Annotated in this window: 17 protein-coding genes and 1 pseudogene; 15 read left to right on the top strand and 3 right to left on the bottom strand. The window is 42.1% G+C overall.

The annotated features are described in order from the left end of the window. Nucleotides 1–17 precede the first annotated feature (17 nt). The 6 genes from QFZ77_RS23805 (at nucleotide 18) to QFZ77_RS23780 (ending at nucleotide 5,495) form a co-directional block, all read left to right on the top strand. A complete protein-coding gene (locus tag QFZ77_RS23805) occupies nucleotides 18–827 on the top strand; it encodes an SDR family NAD(P)-dependent oxidoreductase (RefSeq protein WP_307443171.1) in 810 nt (269 codons plus the stop codon). Nucleotides 828–1,032: 205 nt separating this feature from the next. Continuing rightward, nucleotides 1,033–1,515 carry a hypothetical protein gene (locus QFZ77_RS23800; protein WP_307443169.1) on the top strand — a complete coding sequence of 161 codons (483 nt, stop codon included), beginning with the start codon at nucleotides 1,033–1,035 and terminating at the stop codon, nucleotides 1,513–1,515. Nucleotides 1,516–1,556: 41 nt separating this feature from the next. After that, on the top strand, nucleotides 1,557–2,252 hold the full coding sequence (locus QFZ77_RS23795; RefSeq protein ID WP_307443168.1) for a sensor histidine kinase: 696 nt from the start codon (nucleotides 1,557–1,559) through the stop codon (nucleotides 2,250–2,252). Between the two features lie 251 nt (nucleotides 2,253–2,503). Beyond that, nucleotides 2,504–4,099 (top strand): spore germination protein, encoded by a 1,596-nt coding sequence (locus tag QFZ77_RS23790; protein WP_307443167.1) that lies wholly within the window; start codon nucleotides 2,504–2,506, stop codon nucleotides 4,097–4,099. Further along, nucleotides 4,096–5,268: a Ger(x)C family spore germination protein gene (locus QFZ77_RS23785; protein WP_307443165.1), complete on the top strand. Its 1,173-nt coding sequence runs from the start codon at nucleotides 4,096–4,098 to the stop codon at nucleotides 5,266–5,268. The genes QFZ77_RS23790 and QFZ77_RS23785 overlap by 4 nt, the downstream gene beginning before the upstream one ends. Continuing rightward, nucleotides 5,265–5,495 (top strand): hypothetical protein, encoded by a 231-nt coding sequence (locus tag QFZ77_RS23780; RefSeq protein ID WP_307443164.1) that lies wholly within the window; start codon nucleotides 5,265–5,267, stop codon nucleotides 5,493–5,495. The genes QFZ77_RS23785 and QFZ77_RS23780 overlap by 4 nt, the downstream gene beginning before the upstream one ends. Here QFZ77_RS23780 and QFZ77_RS23775 read toward each other — a convergent pair. Beyond that, nucleotides 5,484–6,584 (bottom strand): GerAB/ArcD/ProY family transporter, encoded by a 1,101-nt coding sequence (locus QFZ77_RS23775; RefSeq protein ID WP_307443163.1) that lies wholly within the window; start codon nucleotides 6,582–6,584, stop codon nucleotides 5,484–5,486. The genes QFZ77_RS23780 and QFZ77_RS23775 overlap by 12 nt on opposite strands. A gap of 179 nt (nucleotides 6,585–6,763) precedes the next feature. Between QFZ77_RS23775 and QFZ77_RS23770 the strand changes: the two genes are divergently transcribed. The 7 genes from QFZ77_RS23770 (at nucleotide 6,764) to QFZ77_RS23740 (ending at nucleotide 12,137) form a co-directional block, all read left to right on the top strand. Further along, nucleotides 6,764–7,297: a TetR/AcrR family transcriptional regulator gene (locus QFZ77_RS23770; protein WP_307443162.1), complete on the top strand. Its 534-nt coding sequence runs from the start codon at nucleotides 6,764–6,766 to the stop codon at nucleotides 7,295–7,297. A gap of 137 nt (nucleotides 7,298–7,434) precedes the next feature. Beyond that, the gene (locus tag QFZ77_RS23765; RefSeq protein WP_307443160.1) at nucleotides 7,435–8,205 is read left to right on the top strand and encodes an SDR family NAD(P)-dependent oxidoreductase; all 771 of its coding nucleotides are present in this window, start codon (nucleotides 7,435–7,437) and stop codon (nucleotides 8,203–8,205) included. A 271-nt stretch (nucleotides 8,206–8,476) separates the two neighbouring features. After that, on the top strand, nucleotides 8,477–8,743 hold the full coding sequence (locus QFZ77_RS23760) for a hypothetical protein (protein WP_307443158.1): 267 nt from the start codon (nucleotides 8,477–8,479) through the stop codon (nucleotides 8,741–8,743). A 226-nt stretch (nucleotides 8,744–8,969) separates the two neighbouring features. After that, nucleotides 8,970–9,527, top strand: coding sequence for a TetR/AcrR family transcriptional regulator (locus QFZ77_RS23755; RefSeq protein ID WP_307443157.1), 558 nt, complete (start codon nucleotides 8,970–8,972; stop codon nucleotides 9,525–9,527). Between the two features lie 71 nt (nucleotides 9,528–9,598). Beyond that, complete coding sequence (locus tag QFZ77_RS23750) at nucleotides 9,599–10,777, top strand: MFS transporter (RefSeq protein WP_307443155.1); 1,179 nt, start codon at nucleotides 9,599–9,601, stop codon at nucleotides 10,775–10,777. A gap of 307 nt (nucleotides 10,778–11,084) precedes the next feature. After that, nucleotides 11,085–11,423 carry a bacillithiol system redox-active protein YtxJ gene (ytxJ, locus tag QFZ77_RS23745; RefSeq protein ID WP_307443154.1) on the top strand — a complete coding sequence of 113 codons (339 nt, stop codon included), beginning with the start codon at nucleotides 11,085–11,087 and terminating at the stop codon, nucleotides 11,421–11,423. A 144-nt stretch (nucleotides 11,424–11,567) separates the two neighbouring features. After that, nucleotides 11,568–12,137: a TetR/AcrR family transcriptional regulator gene (locus tag QFZ77_RS23740; RefSeq protein WP_307443153.1), complete on the top strand. Its 570-nt coding sequence runs from the start codon at nucleotides 11,568–11,570 to the stop codon at nucleotides 12,135–12,137. Nucleotides 12,138–12,546: 409 nt separating this feature from the next. On the opposite strand, the gene QFZ77_RS23735 is transcribed toward QFZ77_RS23740, so the two are convergent. Next, nucleotides 12,547–12,840: a hypothetical protein gene (locus QFZ77_RS23735; protein ID WP_307443151.1), complete on the bottom strand. Its 294-nt coding sequence runs from the start codon at nucleotides 12,838–12,840 to the stop codon at nucleotides 12,547–12,549. A gap of 166 nt (nucleotides 12,841–13,006) precedes the next feature. Beyond that, nucleotides 13,007–13,147 (bottom strand): annotated as a pseudogene (locus tag QFZ77_RS23730) (YdeI/OmpD-associated family protein); the annotation flags it as partial. Nucleotides 13,148–13,286: 139 nt separating this feature from the next. On the opposite strand from QFZ77_RS23730, the gene QFZ77_RS23725 reads away from it, so the two are divergent. Together QFZ77_RS23725 and QFZ77_RS23720 are read left to right on the top strand one after the other, a co-directional pair. Then, nucleotides 13,287–13,493 carry a hypothetical protein gene (locus QFZ77_RS23725; protein WP_307443150.1) on the top strand — a complete coding sequence of 69 codons (207 nt, stop codon included), beginning with the start codon at nucleotides 13,287–13,289 and terminating at the stop codon, nucleotides 13,491–13,493. 26 nt (nucleotides 13,494–13,519) lie between these two features. Beyond that, the gene (locus tag QFZ77_RS23720; RefSeq protein ID WP_307443148.1) at nucleotides 13,520–14,335 is read left to right on the top strand and encodes an enoyl-CoA hydratase/isomerase family protein; all 816 of its coding nucleotides are present in this window, start codon (nucleotides 13,520–13,522) and stop codon (nucleotides 14,333–14,335) included. The last annotated feature ends 7 nt before the right edge of the window (nucleotides 14,336–14,342 follow it).

The raw sequence follows: 14,342 nt of genomic DNA, 5'->3' as shown, positions 1-14,342 counted from the left end.
GGGGAGAAATCAAAACGATGAGTAAAGTATGGTTTATTACAGGGACTTCGACAGGATTCGGAAGACAATTTGTGAAGCAGCTGCTTCAAGCAGGAGACAAAGTGGTCGCTACGGCGCGCAAACTAGAGACAATTCAGGATTTTAAAGAACTGGCACCGGATCGTGTTCACCTCGCTGCTTTGGACGTGACAAACAAGGCGCAAATTCAATCCGCCGTTCAAGAAGCCGTTGACGTTTTCGGGAAAATCGATATTGTCGTGAATAATGCCGGATACGGACTGTTCGGTATGCTGGAGGAGTATACGGATGAACAAATCCAGAAGCAGTTCGACGTCAACGTGTTCGGTGTTCTAGACGTCATCCGAGCGACACTCCCCGTATTTAAGCGTCAAGGATCGGGACATTACGTTAATGTTTCATCTTTCTTCGGAACCTGGTCCATGCCTCCGTATAGCCTGTACGCTGCATCCAAGTTTGCAGTTGAAGGTTTCTCCGAAGCGTTCGCGAAAGAGTTTGCAAGCTTCGGGATCAAGACGACGATCGTGGAGCCTTCCGTGTACGCAACAGAGTTTTTAGGCGAATCGCTGCAACATACCGAGAAGAAGCAAGAATATGCTCCGCTGTATGAAGCATACGAGAAAGGAGTCTCGAACATCGTGATCGGAGACCCGGCAAAAGCGGTAGAATTGATCATTTCTGTTATCAAAAGCGACAATCCTCCACTTCGTCTTCCGGTTGGTACTCAAGCTGCATATACGATTCGCGAAGCTTATACGAAACGGCTTGAGGAGGTCAACGCATGGTGGGATCGTTCGGCTGAAGGATAATGAAATTCCGTCGGTTAGTAATGGAATAATGTTATTACCATCCGGGGTTTCATAAACTATTTAAGCGGCGATCGATTCTCACTATATTCAATAGGGGAATCGGTCGCCGAACTTTTTCTGGCATCGTTCCGATTCGGATATAGGAGAGGCATTTGTTCAACTTTAGTCAGAACAAACATGGAGTTGCATGATAAGGGAGTTATAGATGATGCTGAAAGTAACGGATATCGTATGGAAGAATCCTATTTCGTTAAGATGGCTATTCGGGCTGAAGCTCGTTTTTGATTTAGTCCTGACCGGGATGTTTTATTTTGAAAACTCGATTGCGATCTTTTGGAGACTAAGTTTTGTTGTATTTTCCTTGATGGTTTTTCTTTTCGTTTATCTATTTTACTCCACCATGAAAAAGCATTGGCTATTGCACCTCCTGATCATCGATTTCTTGGTATCCGCTTCTTATGGCTATGTTTATATTGGCGACAAATTCCCCAATCATCTATTTATTGGAATTACAGCTTTTGCCATTTTCATGTTTGTAAAGAATACCCGAGTGCTCATCATCTCTGGGTTATTTTTACTATTACTCTATATGGTTACGATGGGCAGCATTGATGGTATTTGTATCAACGGTTTGATGAAACAAGCTATTTTATTTCCTCTTCGTTCATTGTGTTCGCATGTATTGTGAGCTCTTTGATTAATTTCCATCAAAAGGCACGTTCGGATACAATGCAACTGTATGCACAATTGATGCAATCTCATGAGCGGCTGCAGGAGTATGCACTCCAGACGGAGGAGTGGGCAGCCGCGAGGGAAAGAGTGAGAATTGCACGGGATATTCATGATACGGTTGGTCATAAACTGACGGCATTGTTGGTTCAAATGCAAGTGGCTCGCAAGCTAAGCAGGCTGGATTCTTTACGCAGTGAGCAAGCCTACTTGGAATGTGAGGATTTAATTAGGTCTGCCTTGCAAGAGGTACGTCTTTCCGTAAGGGCTATACGAGACGAGTCTATTACATCTACTACTTTAAATGATAGCCTTACCAGCTTAGCAGAAGAGTTTACCAAATTTGCAAAGGTTCATACTCTTTTTGAAGTTGAAGGTACACCCATTTCCCTCCCGGGCGATCTTCAATTAACGGCTTATCGAATTGTACAGGAATCCCTTACCAATGCTCAGAAGCATGGCCATGCGACCAATGTTGTCATTTTGTTGGCCTATGCCGAAACCGAATTTTCTCTAAGCATACGTAATGATGGAGAGCTGCCTGCCGAACTGAAGCCGGGGTTTGGTTTGATGAATTTGCAAGAAAGGGTGAAGGAGTGGAACGGAGAAGTGCATTTTAGGATGGATCAGAAGACAGGCTTTGCTGTTGAAGTTAAGTTTCCTTATCCTATAACGGAAATGGGGCAAAGAAATTGAAAATCCTGATTGTAGACGATCAGCGGCTCATGAGAGAGCGTCTTGCGACCATCATCGGTTTAGAGCCGGGTATGGAACGATGACGTGGAACTCATTATGAAAGTTCTGGAGAAAGGCGTTCATGGATACTTATTAAAGGACATGCCGTCGGAGGCGATCATCAGTGCGATCCAATGTTTTGCCTGTTTAGAATATTTTTGACGTAAAATGGAAAAATAGTTAAATCAGTGTTTTCTTTGGGGGTCTATTTAGTGAAATGGTTTAGGAAATGGATTCGCATTAAACCTGAGTATCCAAATATACCGGAGGATCATCAAATTGATGAAGAAAACCCCAGGTTAACCTCGAATTTAGAACAAAATGAAATGATTTTAAAAAAAATATTCCAAAACAGCTCTGACATCATATTCCGCAAGATTCAGATAGCTGGGCAAATTCAATGGCTTGTGATATATCTTACTAGTCTGGTTGAAGAAAAGTTGATTGACGAGCATATATTGAAACCATTGATATCTAAATCAAGCAAACAAGATGATTTGATAAATAACGAAGTAAAAGTTCTGGATGACCAAATGATTTCCATCGGAACGACGTTTGTTACTTCCAAAGTAACTGAAATTGTGAGTCATATGTTAAATGGTCATGCTGCCGTTCTTGCGATAGGGGACAGCAATGCGTTGATTGCTAAGGTTAATGGCACGTCGCAACGAAGTCTTGAAGAACCTTCTTCCGAACCGGTTATTCGTGGTCCTAGGGATGGATTTATCGAGAACATTTCAACGAATATTGGTCTAATACGAAATAGAATTAAAACATCTCGACTAAAAATGGAATCCATTACGCTCGGGGAGCTTACTCAAACCCAAGTAGTCATTTCTTATATAGTTGGTATTGTTTCCGAGTCTGTTGTTGAGGAAGTTCGAAAAAGGTTAACTCGGATTCAAATCGACGGGATCCTCGATTCAGGCTATATCGAGGAATTTATTGAGGATTCACCTTTCTCTCCTTTTCCACTAGTGCACAGTACAGAGCGACCAGATGTTGTAGCTGCAGAGCTATTGGAAGGGAAAATAGCCATTCTTGTCGATACCACCCCATTTGTATTAATTGTTCCCATGACATTCTGGAATGGACTCCAGGCAAGCGAGGATTACTATATTCGTTGGCCCATTGCAACTTTTGTGCGGTGGATTCGATTCCTTTTCATCAGTATCGCCATATTTGCTCCTCCCCTATATGTTGCAATTACGACCTTCCACCAGGAAATGGTTCCGACTAATCTCGTGCTGAGTATTGCCTCCTCTAGGGAGCCTGTTCCTTTCCCGGCTGTGTTCGAAGCTTTAATAATGGAAATTATATTTGAGGCATTGCGGGAAGCAGGGATTCGATTACCCAAACAAATCGGGCAAGCGATAAGCATTGTTGGGGCATTGGTCATCGGCCAAGCGGCTGTGCAGGCGGGAATTATATCCGCTCCGGTCGTCATTATCGTTTCGATCACGGGCATTGCAGCGTTTACGATACCGCGATACAGTTTCGCAAATGGAATCCGAGTTCTTCGCTTTCCGATACTATTCTTGGCAGGTACGCTTGGACTTTATGGCATTGTACTGGGTTTTCTGGGCATCTTGATACATGTCACCTCCCTTCGTTCGTTCGGTGTCCCTTATTTCACTCCGGTAGCCCCTATGACCATAACGGATTTGAAAGATGTAATCATCCGGGCACCTATATGGGCTAAAACTCGTCGTCCACAGGCAACAGGATCTAACAATTTGGTCCGTGAACCGGCAGGTCAAAAACCAAGTCCAGAATCTGCGAGGAAAGGGAAAGGAACTTCAAAATGAAACCATTCCTATACATCGGCTTACTATTCACAATATTGACCACAAGCGGTTGTTGGGATCGTACGGAGATTAATGATCTTGCGTTCATTGCGGGTACGGCATTTGACATAACGGATGATGGGGAATATATATTATCACATCAGATTGCGATCCCTTCCTCCGCTCAGGGGGGACCAGGGAGTGGAGGAAGCCAGAAAGAGAAGTTTTTTGTTATATCGGCTGTTGGAAAGAATATTAATGAAGCGTTCTATAGGCTTCAGAAAAAAAGTTCACGCAGGTTGTTTACCGCACATCGCGTCGTTATTTTTATAGGTGAATCGTTATCTAAACACGGGATTCAAGATATTCTCGATGTTTACACCCACGATTCGAAACAACGATTAAAAACCTATATGATGGTTGTAAAGGGGGGAGAAGCGCGGAGACTCTTGCAAGTTAAATACCCCTTTGAACAAGCTCCCAGCGAAGCAATCAAGGAAATGGAAGCATTAGGAAGCGGGTTATCGGTTACATTGCGAGACTTTTTTTTAGCGTCATCAAGTGAAGGGATCAGTCCCGTTTTGGGAGTCATAATGCCTGAGGATTTATCAGAAGGAATGAAAGAAAACAACATATTTAAGCTAGCCGGATCAGCCATTTTTAAGGATTTCAAATTAGTCTGTTTTCTAAACGAGAATGAAACAAATGGATTTCTTTGGGTTACAGATAGAATGAAAGATGGCAGAATCAACGCTAAATTACCGGAAGGTGATGGAACAGTTGGGGTGATTCTGGGAAAAACAAACCGAAAAATTACCACGGAGATAAGTGGTGATAAGATCAAATTCAAGATTCAGCTGCAAGGGGAAGGAACAATCTGGGAAAATAATACCCCTTTGGATATCAGTTTGCCGGAGAATCTTAGACTTGTACAGAAAGCATTGGAGAAATCGGTCGAGAAACAAGTCCTGGATACATTATCCAAATTCCAGAAACGGTACAAAGTAGATAGTGTGGGTTTCGGCCAAGAAATTTACCGTGATAAGCCGAAACAATGGAAAGCGTTGAAAGAACAATGGGATCATAAGTTTCCGGAGGTAGACGTTTCCGTTGCAGTTAAGCTTAATATAATAGGAAGCGGGATGGCAGGTCCTCCTTTACATTTGAAGGAAAAGGAGATCATAAAATGATCGTCCAAATCGTGGGATATGTATGTTTATTGGTTGTATGGTCTTTTGTTAGAATCCGATCCTTGCTGAGTATGCAAAAAAACAAAGAAGCAGCGGTATTCGGCGTTTTAATGGGAGTATCATCCATTACCGGTTCCTTATTAATTGCCCGGGTTGACATACCGAGCATGGTTGTCCCGTTCAAAATTATTTTTGAACCCATCGGAAAAATGCTTTTAATGCACTGAATGGTGCACTTTTCTTTTTATAGTGTCTATCATGAGAAGTGACAACGGTATGAGGGTTTGTGTGATAAAACCCACGCTCGGGTAAATGAAAGCAAGAAAAGCTTGAAGCTCCGCGCCACTTTTGAAAACGCAAGCTGATCCAATGATGGACAAAAGTGTTAGCGGAGCTACGATATCACGATAATTTCGGATCCCGAAAAGCTGACTTACACAAAGACATAATATAAACAACGATACCGATACCTTCACAAAATTCCCCAACACCCACACCGCAACAGCGATAGCCTCCAGACGTTCAAATGAACCTTCAATACCTATATATTGCATGAGACTTAAAAATGAATAGGTCAGTTTACCTGTTAATGTACCGAGGACCATAATCGTAAGTAATACGATGATAAATACTAAAATGGAAAGGCTGAAAAACGCAATCAGCGCGACCTTGCGAGCCTTTTTCGGCTGATTCAAATAAGGAAGGAGCCAGCCCAATATAAACACTTGATTCATGAATGCTCCTCCTGGAATGACAGCTCCTTGCAATACCGGCAGTATTCCCTCTCCTAAAAATGGCTTTAGCCGGACGGGATCTGCTTCCCCAAACGCCAGAATCAAGATCGGAATCAAAGAACCCAAGAGCAATGGTGTAAGAAACTCATTACATCTTCCAATGACCTCAATTCCAGCAAAAACGGCTATACCGCATAGGATCAATAACGATAGACTTTCTACTATGGACGGACTTTTTGGTAATAGAAGCGCTTTAATAAAAAAGGTATGCTGTATGGTCATAACCGAAATAGCATTAAACCAAGCATAAATATAAAAAACCCCCAAACATTTGCCTAACCATTTCCCAATGATTTTTGAACTGTATTGTATAATCGTCAAACCCGGATAACGATTGGCGAGTGTAATCAGCGCCCACAGAGTTAATAAACCTGTTGAAGTAGAAGGAATCACGGATATCCAACCATTCTGTTTTGCAATCATCACCATCCATCCGGGAATGGTTAAGACGATGGTGGAACCGATAAAAGTAAATAGTAATAAGCCTAGCTGATTTCCCGTGATTTTTTCTGTTGTCTGCATCTTCACACTCCCTCTCCTAACCTCACAGAGGTTGTTCCAAGTATTGACTTATCGTTATCCACTTATACGCTTAAAGAGAGATAATACAATGCAAAAGAACATCCCTTTGGTGTATAAATAATTCTTTACCGATCGTTCTCAATATGTTAAGATATTATTGAAAGGAGGAGTCAACAGGAATGGCCAGAACCAAGGAATTTGATGAGGATGCGGTGTTGCTCAAAGCCATGCAGTTATTCTGGGAACAGGGCTATGAGAAGACTTCCATGATGGACCTAGTCTCACAAATGGGGGTTCACAAGAGAAGCATGTATGACTCCTTTGGCGATAAGCATTCCTTGTATATCAAGGCGTTAAAGCGATATAGTGAAATGATAGATAAATCAGTTAAACGCATTATTAATGGATCCATTTCTGCAAAGGAAACTATTAGACTGGTGTTAGAAACGGCAATCAGAAGGGATGATGATGAGCTCCCTAAAGGCTGCCTGATGGTAAATACCGCGGTTGAGTTAGCCCCACATGATTCTGAGTCCAGAGCTTGGGTCAACCAAAGCTTGACCGATTTTGAACAATTGATTCGTGAGCTTATTGAGGCAGGTCAACAATCGGGCGAACTTGACAAAACGCTCAATGCGGAATGGTTATCGTGTTATTTTAATAATGCATTTACTGGGCTGCGGGTTTTGGCGAAGACGACAGATGACAGATAGAAATTAATGCAAATAGTGGAAACAACAATGTCAATTTTAAAGATCAACTAATTTTTTTTATTTATTTGAGAATGATCGTTCTCAAGAAAAAGAAACGGAATAGACGAAAACTATAAATCACAAAGGAGCAATAGATTATGGGAAAACTGTATGGGAAAGTTGCATTAATTACTGGGGGTAGCAGCGGTATTGGCTTGGCAACCGCAAAACTATTTGTGGCAGAAGGCGCAAAGGTCGTTATTACCGGCCGTAATCAAGTCGCGTTAAACGCGGCAGTGGAGGAGCTTGGCACCACCAACGCTCTTGTCGTGCAGGCTGATGCCGCCGATCCAACAAGCGCGGATAAAGCTGTGGCCGCAGCGGTTGAAAAATTTGGCCGTCTAGATGTGGTATTCGCTAATGCAGGTATCAGTGGTAATACGCCATTAGGTGGCACAGAGTTTTCCGTCTTTGAGGAGATACTTAAGATTAACGTTACTGGGACTTTTTTCACTGTTCAAGCCGCTTTGCCTCATCTGAAGGCTGGTGCTTCGGTGATCTTAAACGGCTCGGTGCTTGCAAAGGCAGGAAGCCCGGGATGGTCGGCCTATGCGGCCAGCAAAGGGGCTGTCACCAGTATGGCGAGAGTGCTGGTTTCCGAATTGTCGCCGCGTGGCATTCGCGTGAACACCATCGTGCCGGGAGCGACGCGGACGCCAATTTGGGGTCAACCTGAAGGGTTAGCGCAATTTGAATCCGTACTCACGCGCGCGGTTCCGCTGAACCGTTTGGGTGAACCGGAGGAGATAGCAAATGTCGCCTTGTTCCTGGCCTCGGATGACTCTTCATTTGTCCAGGGTGCTGAAATTAGCGTAGATGGAGGCGCAGGCTCATCCCCGTTTGGCGCTCCAATTTATCGTCAAAAATAAGGTATCACCACAAAAATTTCTTGTTTAACTATTTTTGTTAAACAAGAGGTTTTTTGCGCCTATCGACACCTTCAGCATACTTTCAGTTAACTTTCATGTGCCTATCAGCCAAACTTAAGTAACACTTCAGGTTAGCGCTCTATACTTCTATCTATCAACACTATTCAAATAAATGGGCATATGAAAGGCGGTAATCGCATGAATGAAGATATGAAAAATATGATTAACTTAAATGGATAAAAAGGTTGAAAAGAAGATAGGGAGCAGCAAATTGAGATCTGTATTTGCAACTTTTATGGCTGGCGCGGTCGTTGTCGGTGGGTTGATGTTCACTTCGGATAAGATGAATCTGTTTGGGTATGATGCCCAACCCGTTCAATCAGGCGTCGCTGCAGCTGCAGCTAACTCGGCAGCAGCTGATGTCCAAACTGCATCGATAACCCCTTTAGGGACGAACAGTATCTCATCAATTGCAAAAACTGCGAGTCCAGCCATTGTCAAAATAGAGACCAAAGTAAAACAGCTAAATAATGGATAGAATAGAAGAAATATAATTGGGCAAGGTACAGAAAGCGGAGATACCAATGGGGAAGGGGTAGACATCATGAAAGCAGAACAACGGAAGTTGTCCGACATTGAGTTGGAAAATATGATCATTGATTTCATAGATATATCAAGGGCTTTTCAACATTAAGGGAGTAGTTTATTGTCACGTTTCAATGACACGGCTTGACACTTATCTACTAGTAGGTTATATTTCACTTATGGAAAATCGAAAAACACAAATATTAGACCTAGCACTTAAACTTATTCGAGAAAAAGGTTATGTTGCCATAAGTTATGATGATTTGTCCAAACAATTGGGCGTAACCAAAGCAAGCATTCATTATCATTTTGAAAAAAAGGAGGATTTAGGAGTTGCCGTTACCGAGCGGATACAACAAAATTTAGAGAAAATCTTAATATTTATTAATAATTCTACGATGACAGTAGAAGAGAAGCTTATGCATTACATTGCTAGACAAATTGAAATATGCGGGGAAGGGATATGTCCTATATCATCTCTACAATCTGATTTTGTATCCTTACCAGATATTATTAGACAAAAAGTACAGGAGGTAAGTCAGTTTGAATTAAAGGTTTTAATAAGTATTCTTACAGAAGGGTATAATGAAGATATCGTTCAAAAATCAGAAGATGTTGAAGCACTAGCTTATACCATTCTGTCATGTATAAAAGGTGCTCTGCAATATAAACGAACATTGGGAAAGGATGTATTATCTCAAGTTCTGAATCAGATAAACCGTCTTATTAAAAGTTAAAAGGCGGTTTATCTACAACTAATACTTATCTACTAGTAAATAAAATTAAATGAGAGAAGGAAATTACTAAAATGAAAAGAATGCTTTGGGTTGTTCTTATGATGTCCTGCGGAGCTACGTTTATTTCCTCATTATTCCCTTTATATGGGGAGCATTATCGGCTGAGCAGTTTGGAAATCACCATTTTGTTTGCCGTTTATGCCGCTATCCTGCTGCCAACCTTGCTTGTCGTGGGAGCCAGAGGAAGCGCCTGGGGATTGAAAAGGGTGCTTCGCTTCAGTATATGGATTTCCATCGCATCGACGTTGCTCTTTATAGGGAGTTTCAACGTTTGGATGCTCTATGCGGCAAGGATTTTGGAAGGCATCGCCTATGGCGCTTTTACAGGTACTGCCAGCGCTTTTTTATTAAAACAAACCTCTCACGATAAAGTGGGTACGGCAATTAAGTTATCAGGAGTAATAGTAAACATCGGTTTTGGCTTGGGTCCAGCTATTTCAGGTTTAATCGTGCAATATATGCATTTTCAGCCGCTTCATTTGCCGTATTGGTTTCTGCTCGTCATGTTATTGAGTTCCTTGGTAGTTCTGGAAATGTTACCGAAGCACGAAGATTCCCAAGCGCAGAAACCGGCTAAAACTAAGATTTCGCTCGGTGTTCCTGACAATATTCGTTCCCATTTTTGGTCTTTTATCGGACTTCCGATCTTTACCCTTTTCACGTTAGGCGGAATTGTATTTTCTCTTATTCCTTCTTTCGTCAAGAACGTTATTCACACCAACAATCTCTCTATTTCCGGGTTGTTAATATTGGTGCTTCTAGGCGGGGGGGCCTTGATGCAATTCTTCCCTTGGCCGCGTAATCCCGTTACACGGATGCGTATAGGAATCCTGTTTCTTGCCATTGGATCGTGGGTCATTGTTTTTTCTGGTCAGACAGCGAGTTTATTTTTGCTCTGGGCCGGTATATTCATTCAAGCAATTGGCGCCGGATGGACGTTTCAAGTTTCTTTAAGGTTTGCCAGCCAGTTACCGAAGCCGGAAGAACGTCCGCGAGTCATTTCGGCATTTTATTTATGCGCATACTCCGGATTCATTGTTCCCCCTGTTGGTGTCGGAGTGCTGACTCAATTTTTTAGTTTGAACTTCTCGTTGATTCTTCTAAATTTGTTTGCTGCGCTAATGGTTATCTATGTGTTAATTTATTCAGTCAAATTTAATCGTTATTATTCTAAAGGTACATCACAATAATCACCATATGCCATTGTTTTGTAAGGTGATTTTCACGTTTCAAATCTCATAGCCAAGATGGGCTGCGCGACAGAACGCAAGCTGCGGTATTTTCGGTTCGCCATCTCTTATAAATCACGAGGCATTACTTTTGGCATAAGGCATGAAATTCTTCATGATTCAGCGGTCAAAAGTTGTGCCTTTTCTTTTGTAATACATGACTCCCCGCAGATTTGCACTAGTTCTGAGAGCTGATTCTTACGACTGCGGCGCATTGTCCCGGTAATCATCGAAAAAATAAATATTGAAACAAAGGAGACTTACTCAAATGAGCTGGAAAGAAATCACAACGCTTGAAGAGTGGAATGAAATGCTTGCGAAGTCGTCAATACGCGGACAAGTTATTTTAAAATATAGTTCGACATGCCCGGTTAGCGCCAATGCGCTTCATGAATATGAAGAATATTTGAAGAGTACCCCGAATCAAGAGGTAGATTACACGCTTGTCAAAGTTATCGAATCCCGTCCGGTGTCAAACAAGATTGCTGAGGATTTGAATGTCAAACACGAATCCCCGCAAATGATTTACATCAAGGATAAAGCCAAATACTGGGCTACCTCCCACTGGTCGGTTACGAAAGCACATATGACAGCAATACTAGACTAATTGAAAATATTTCTACTGAACAATATCTGCCCGTTCGGAATAGGCCGCCGAGTTGGAATCGATGGGGTGTCTGCAGCAGTAACCAACCTTCCTTGCTCGGGAAGAGGGGTTGACATGCTATCTACTAAAAGGTAGAATACCAACATGAACAATAATAAGAATACAGCAGAGATTATTTTGGATACTGCCCAATCAATTGTGCAGGATGCCGGGTTTAACGGATTCAGCTATGCACACATTGCAGAAAAAGTAGGGATACGCACTGCCAGTATTCATTACCATTTCCCAAACAAGGAGGATTTAGGAGAAGCGCTGATTGCACGCTATCACAGACATTTTATTTCTGCAATTGCTCAAATCGATACCGAGACACAGAACAATTTGGAAAAGCTACGAAAATTCACTTTGCTTTACGGTGGACCTGTTCAAGATTTTTGTACTTGTCTGGGCGTCATGCTTTCAACTGACCTGGCTACTTTATCAGGAAAGACACGAGAAGGGTTAGTTCAGCTTTTCACCGCTAATTTAGAATGGTTGGAAAGAGTCTTGGAACAGGGGCGTCGAGTAGGGCATCTAAACTTTAAAGGTGCCGCGGATGTGCAAGCACATCAATTTCTTGCTTCGCTTCAAGGTGCGCAATTACTAGCGAGAAGTTTTCGGGATTTAAGTAGGTTTAACATGATTGCCGAAGAATTAATATCCGCTTTAACTTAAAAAATAAAGGCGGATATTTTTTTTAATGTAACCTACCTTTTAATAGATAAGTACGAACTGCGAGTTTATGATGTAAATCCAGGCAAGATGAAGGTTATCCAAGAAAGATTTAGAGATCATGTTATTCAATTATTTATGAATCATAATGTGGAAGAAACAAATAACCGTCTTTATTATGTTGTTGAGCATTCCAATATGGAAATGCGTTGAATGGATTGAAGTAAAACGAGTCTCAGAACTGGATGGACCCTTAGTTAACAAACAAGAAAGTATATTTATGAAAAACGTATCTTTGCTAAACCGGTTGCCTTAACAAAGAACTTTATCGGGTGTATGTTCTTGTCAACAACGACATATTCACAAAACCCGTATTTTATACACATGTCCATCAGACGTTTTATCTTTATTGCTAACTTATCACTTCCTCTGTTGTCGGATGACAAAAAGTTGTTCCGATAAATGACAAGAATTTGTTCCGATTCTCTCCTTGCTTCTGCCCAATCTCATGGATCCATCGCTCTAATTTCATATAACCTTCAATTGTATTTGAGAAAGAAAGATGCCTCTTAGTAAGTATGATTCCTCGAAAATTTGTTGCTTGTGCGACATGTGTTTCTTTCGCTATATCGATTCCCACAATGAGGTGAGTCGTGGAAATTCGTTCGATCCGTTGATTTTGACCGTCAGATTGCTTAAACTTCATAATAAGAGCGCCTCCTTGATGGTGTTGGGTTAAACCCTTTGACAAACCCATCATACCGAGGCGCTCCTTTTCTTTCAAAGTCCAATTCTTAGGACTAACAGGAATGTTTACTTGAATGAACAAAAAACTGGCTGGCTTAAAGTTTTGAAAATTGCCCCAGAGCATCTTAATTATCTAGTAGACGTCCATTATCATTCCATTGACCGTACATTTTGTTTTCTCTAGTATTTGTTATGAATTTGTCCAATCTGCTCCTGAACAATTTTGGCTGATTCTTATTGCTTTGTACCGTATCGATCCGAACTCTTGGACGGCTGAATTGGTGATTTCACTTCGTTCCCGCTTGGCTTGGACAACGACTCGTACTCCCTTTCTTGTTACTCGTTTGTCACTAATATCTATAAAAATGAGTACACGCACACTTATTGTGGAAAGCTACAAAAAGGGTGATATCAAAAAAAAATCGACATTACAAACCGATTTATGCGAGCAATTTTACTCGCGATATCCGAAACGGTGCAGCCAAGGAAGCAGCGAGCGTAGTATTTATCGTTGTGAGCTGGGCAAGGGACTCGTTGCTGACGGCAAACGATACAGCCAAACAAATCGTTGACCGAATTGTAAGCGAGGCGGCCGCACGAATTTACTCATAAAAGCAAAGGAGCTATTACCAATTCGTATGTACAAACAACTTTCGATAACACGCAAAACGTCATCTTACTGGCGAGTGACATTTCAAAACCCTCCGATTAACCTTTTGGATCCGGATACGATATTTGAGTTTTCGACGCTTATGGATCAAATCGAGGTGGACCCGGAATTGAAAATTGTTGTATTCGACAGTGCTGATCCTGAATATTTTATCTCGCACTACGATTTGACGCGAGCTGGAGAAAAGCTAATAACGCCGAAAGAGACTGAGCTTCCGGCGTGGTTGGATTTCATAACGCGCCTTGCCAAGGCATCAGTCGTAAGCATTGCTGAAATACGGGGACGAGCCCGGGGTGTGGGGAGCGAGTTTGCGCTTGCTTGCGATATGCGGTTCGCAAGCCTAGAAAAGGCTGTTTTCGGACAGTTTGAAGTGGGCGTAGGCTTCGTGCCTGGAGGTGGCGGCAATGAGATGCTGCCCCGATTGGTGGGCCGGTCCCGCGCCCTTGAAATCGTTCTTAGCGCAGACGATTACGACGCCGCAATGGCTGAGCGCTACGGGTGGATTAACAGATCGATTCCTGACGCCCAATTAACCGAATTCGTGGAAAATTTGGCGCAAAGAATATCCTCATTCAAGAAAGAAACATTAATAGAGGCTAAAACGCTTCTTAGCCGCAGCGGACTTCCGGAAGCTTCCGAATTACTAGAATCCCGCACAGCTTTCATCTCTGGGGTAATGTCCAAATATACGCAAGAAATATTGCCGAAAGTACTTGAGCGGGGCCTTAATCAACGAAGCGATTTCGAACTTCATTTAGGTCAACATCTGGGCAATGTAGATTAATAAACGA

It is taken from the genome of Paenibacillus sp. V4I3, assembly GCF_030817215.1.
In the GTDB taxonomy this organism is placed as follows: Bacteria; Bacillota; Bacilli; order Paenibacillales; family NBRC-103111; genus Paenibacillus_E.
Note: the sequence above shows the minus strand (reverse complement) of the source record. Positions and strands in the feature narration are given on the sequence as shown.

Excerpts from the sequence above, each read along its gene's own strand:
- ytxJ (WP_307443154.1), top strand. The coding sequence starts at position 11,085 with ATGAGCTGGAAAGAAATCACAACGCTTGAAGAGTGGAATGAAATGCTT.
- QFZ77_RS23750 (WP_307443155.1), top strand. The coding sequence starts at position 9,599 with ATGAAAAGAATGCTTTGGGTTGTTCTTATGATGTCCTGCGGAGCTACG.
- QFZ77_RS23800 (WP_307443169.1), top strand. The coding sequence starts at position 1,033 with ATGATGCTGAAAGTAACGGATATCGTATGGAAGAATCCTATTTCGTTA.
- QFZ77_RS23765 (WP_307443160.1), top strand. The coding sequence starts at position 7,435 with ATGGGAAAACTGTATGGGAAAGTTGCATTAATTACTGGGGGTAGCAGC.
- QFZ77_RS23755 (WP_307443157.1), top strand. The coding sequence starts at position 8,970 with ATGGAAAATCGAAAAACACAAATATTAGACCTAGCACTTAAACTTATT.
- QFZ77_RS23805 (WP_307443171.1), top strand. The coding sequence starts at position 18 with ATGAGTAAAGTATGGTTTATTACAGGGACTTCGACAGGATTCGGAAGA.
- QFZ77_RS23720 (WP_307443148.1), top strand. The coding sequence starts at position 13,520 with ATGTACAAACAACTTTCGATAACACGCAAAACGTCATCTTACTGGCGA.
- QFZ77_RS23775 (WP_307443163.1), bottom strand. The coding sequence starts at position 6,584 with ATGCAGACAACAGAAAAAATCACGGGAAATCAGCTAGGCTTATTACTA.
- QFZ77_RS23740 (WP_307443153.1), top strand. The coding sequence starts at position 11,568 with ATGAACAATAATAAGAATACAGCAGAGATTATTTTGGATACTGCCCAA.
- QFZ77_RS23735 (WP_307443151.1), bottom strand. The coding sequence starts at position 12,840 with ATGAAGTTTAAGCAATCTGACGGTCAAAATCAACGGATCGAACGAATT.
- QFZ77_RS23780 (WP_307443164.1), top strand. The coding sequence starts at position 5,265 with ATGATCGTCCAAATCGTGGGATATGTATGTTTATTGGTTGTATGGTCT.
- QFZ77_RS23785 (WP_307443165.1), top strand. The coding sequence starts at position 4,096 with ATGAAACCATTCCTATACATCGGCTTACTATTCACAATATTGACCACA.
- QFZ77_RS23795 (WP_307443168.1), top strand. The coding sequence starts at position 1,557 with ATGCAACTGTATGCACAATTGATGCAATCTCATGAGCGGCTGCAGGAG.
- QFZ77_RS23770 (WP_307443162.1), top strand. The coding sequence starts at position 6,764 with ATGGCCAGAACCAAGGAATTTGATGAGGATGCGGTGTTGCTCAAAGCC.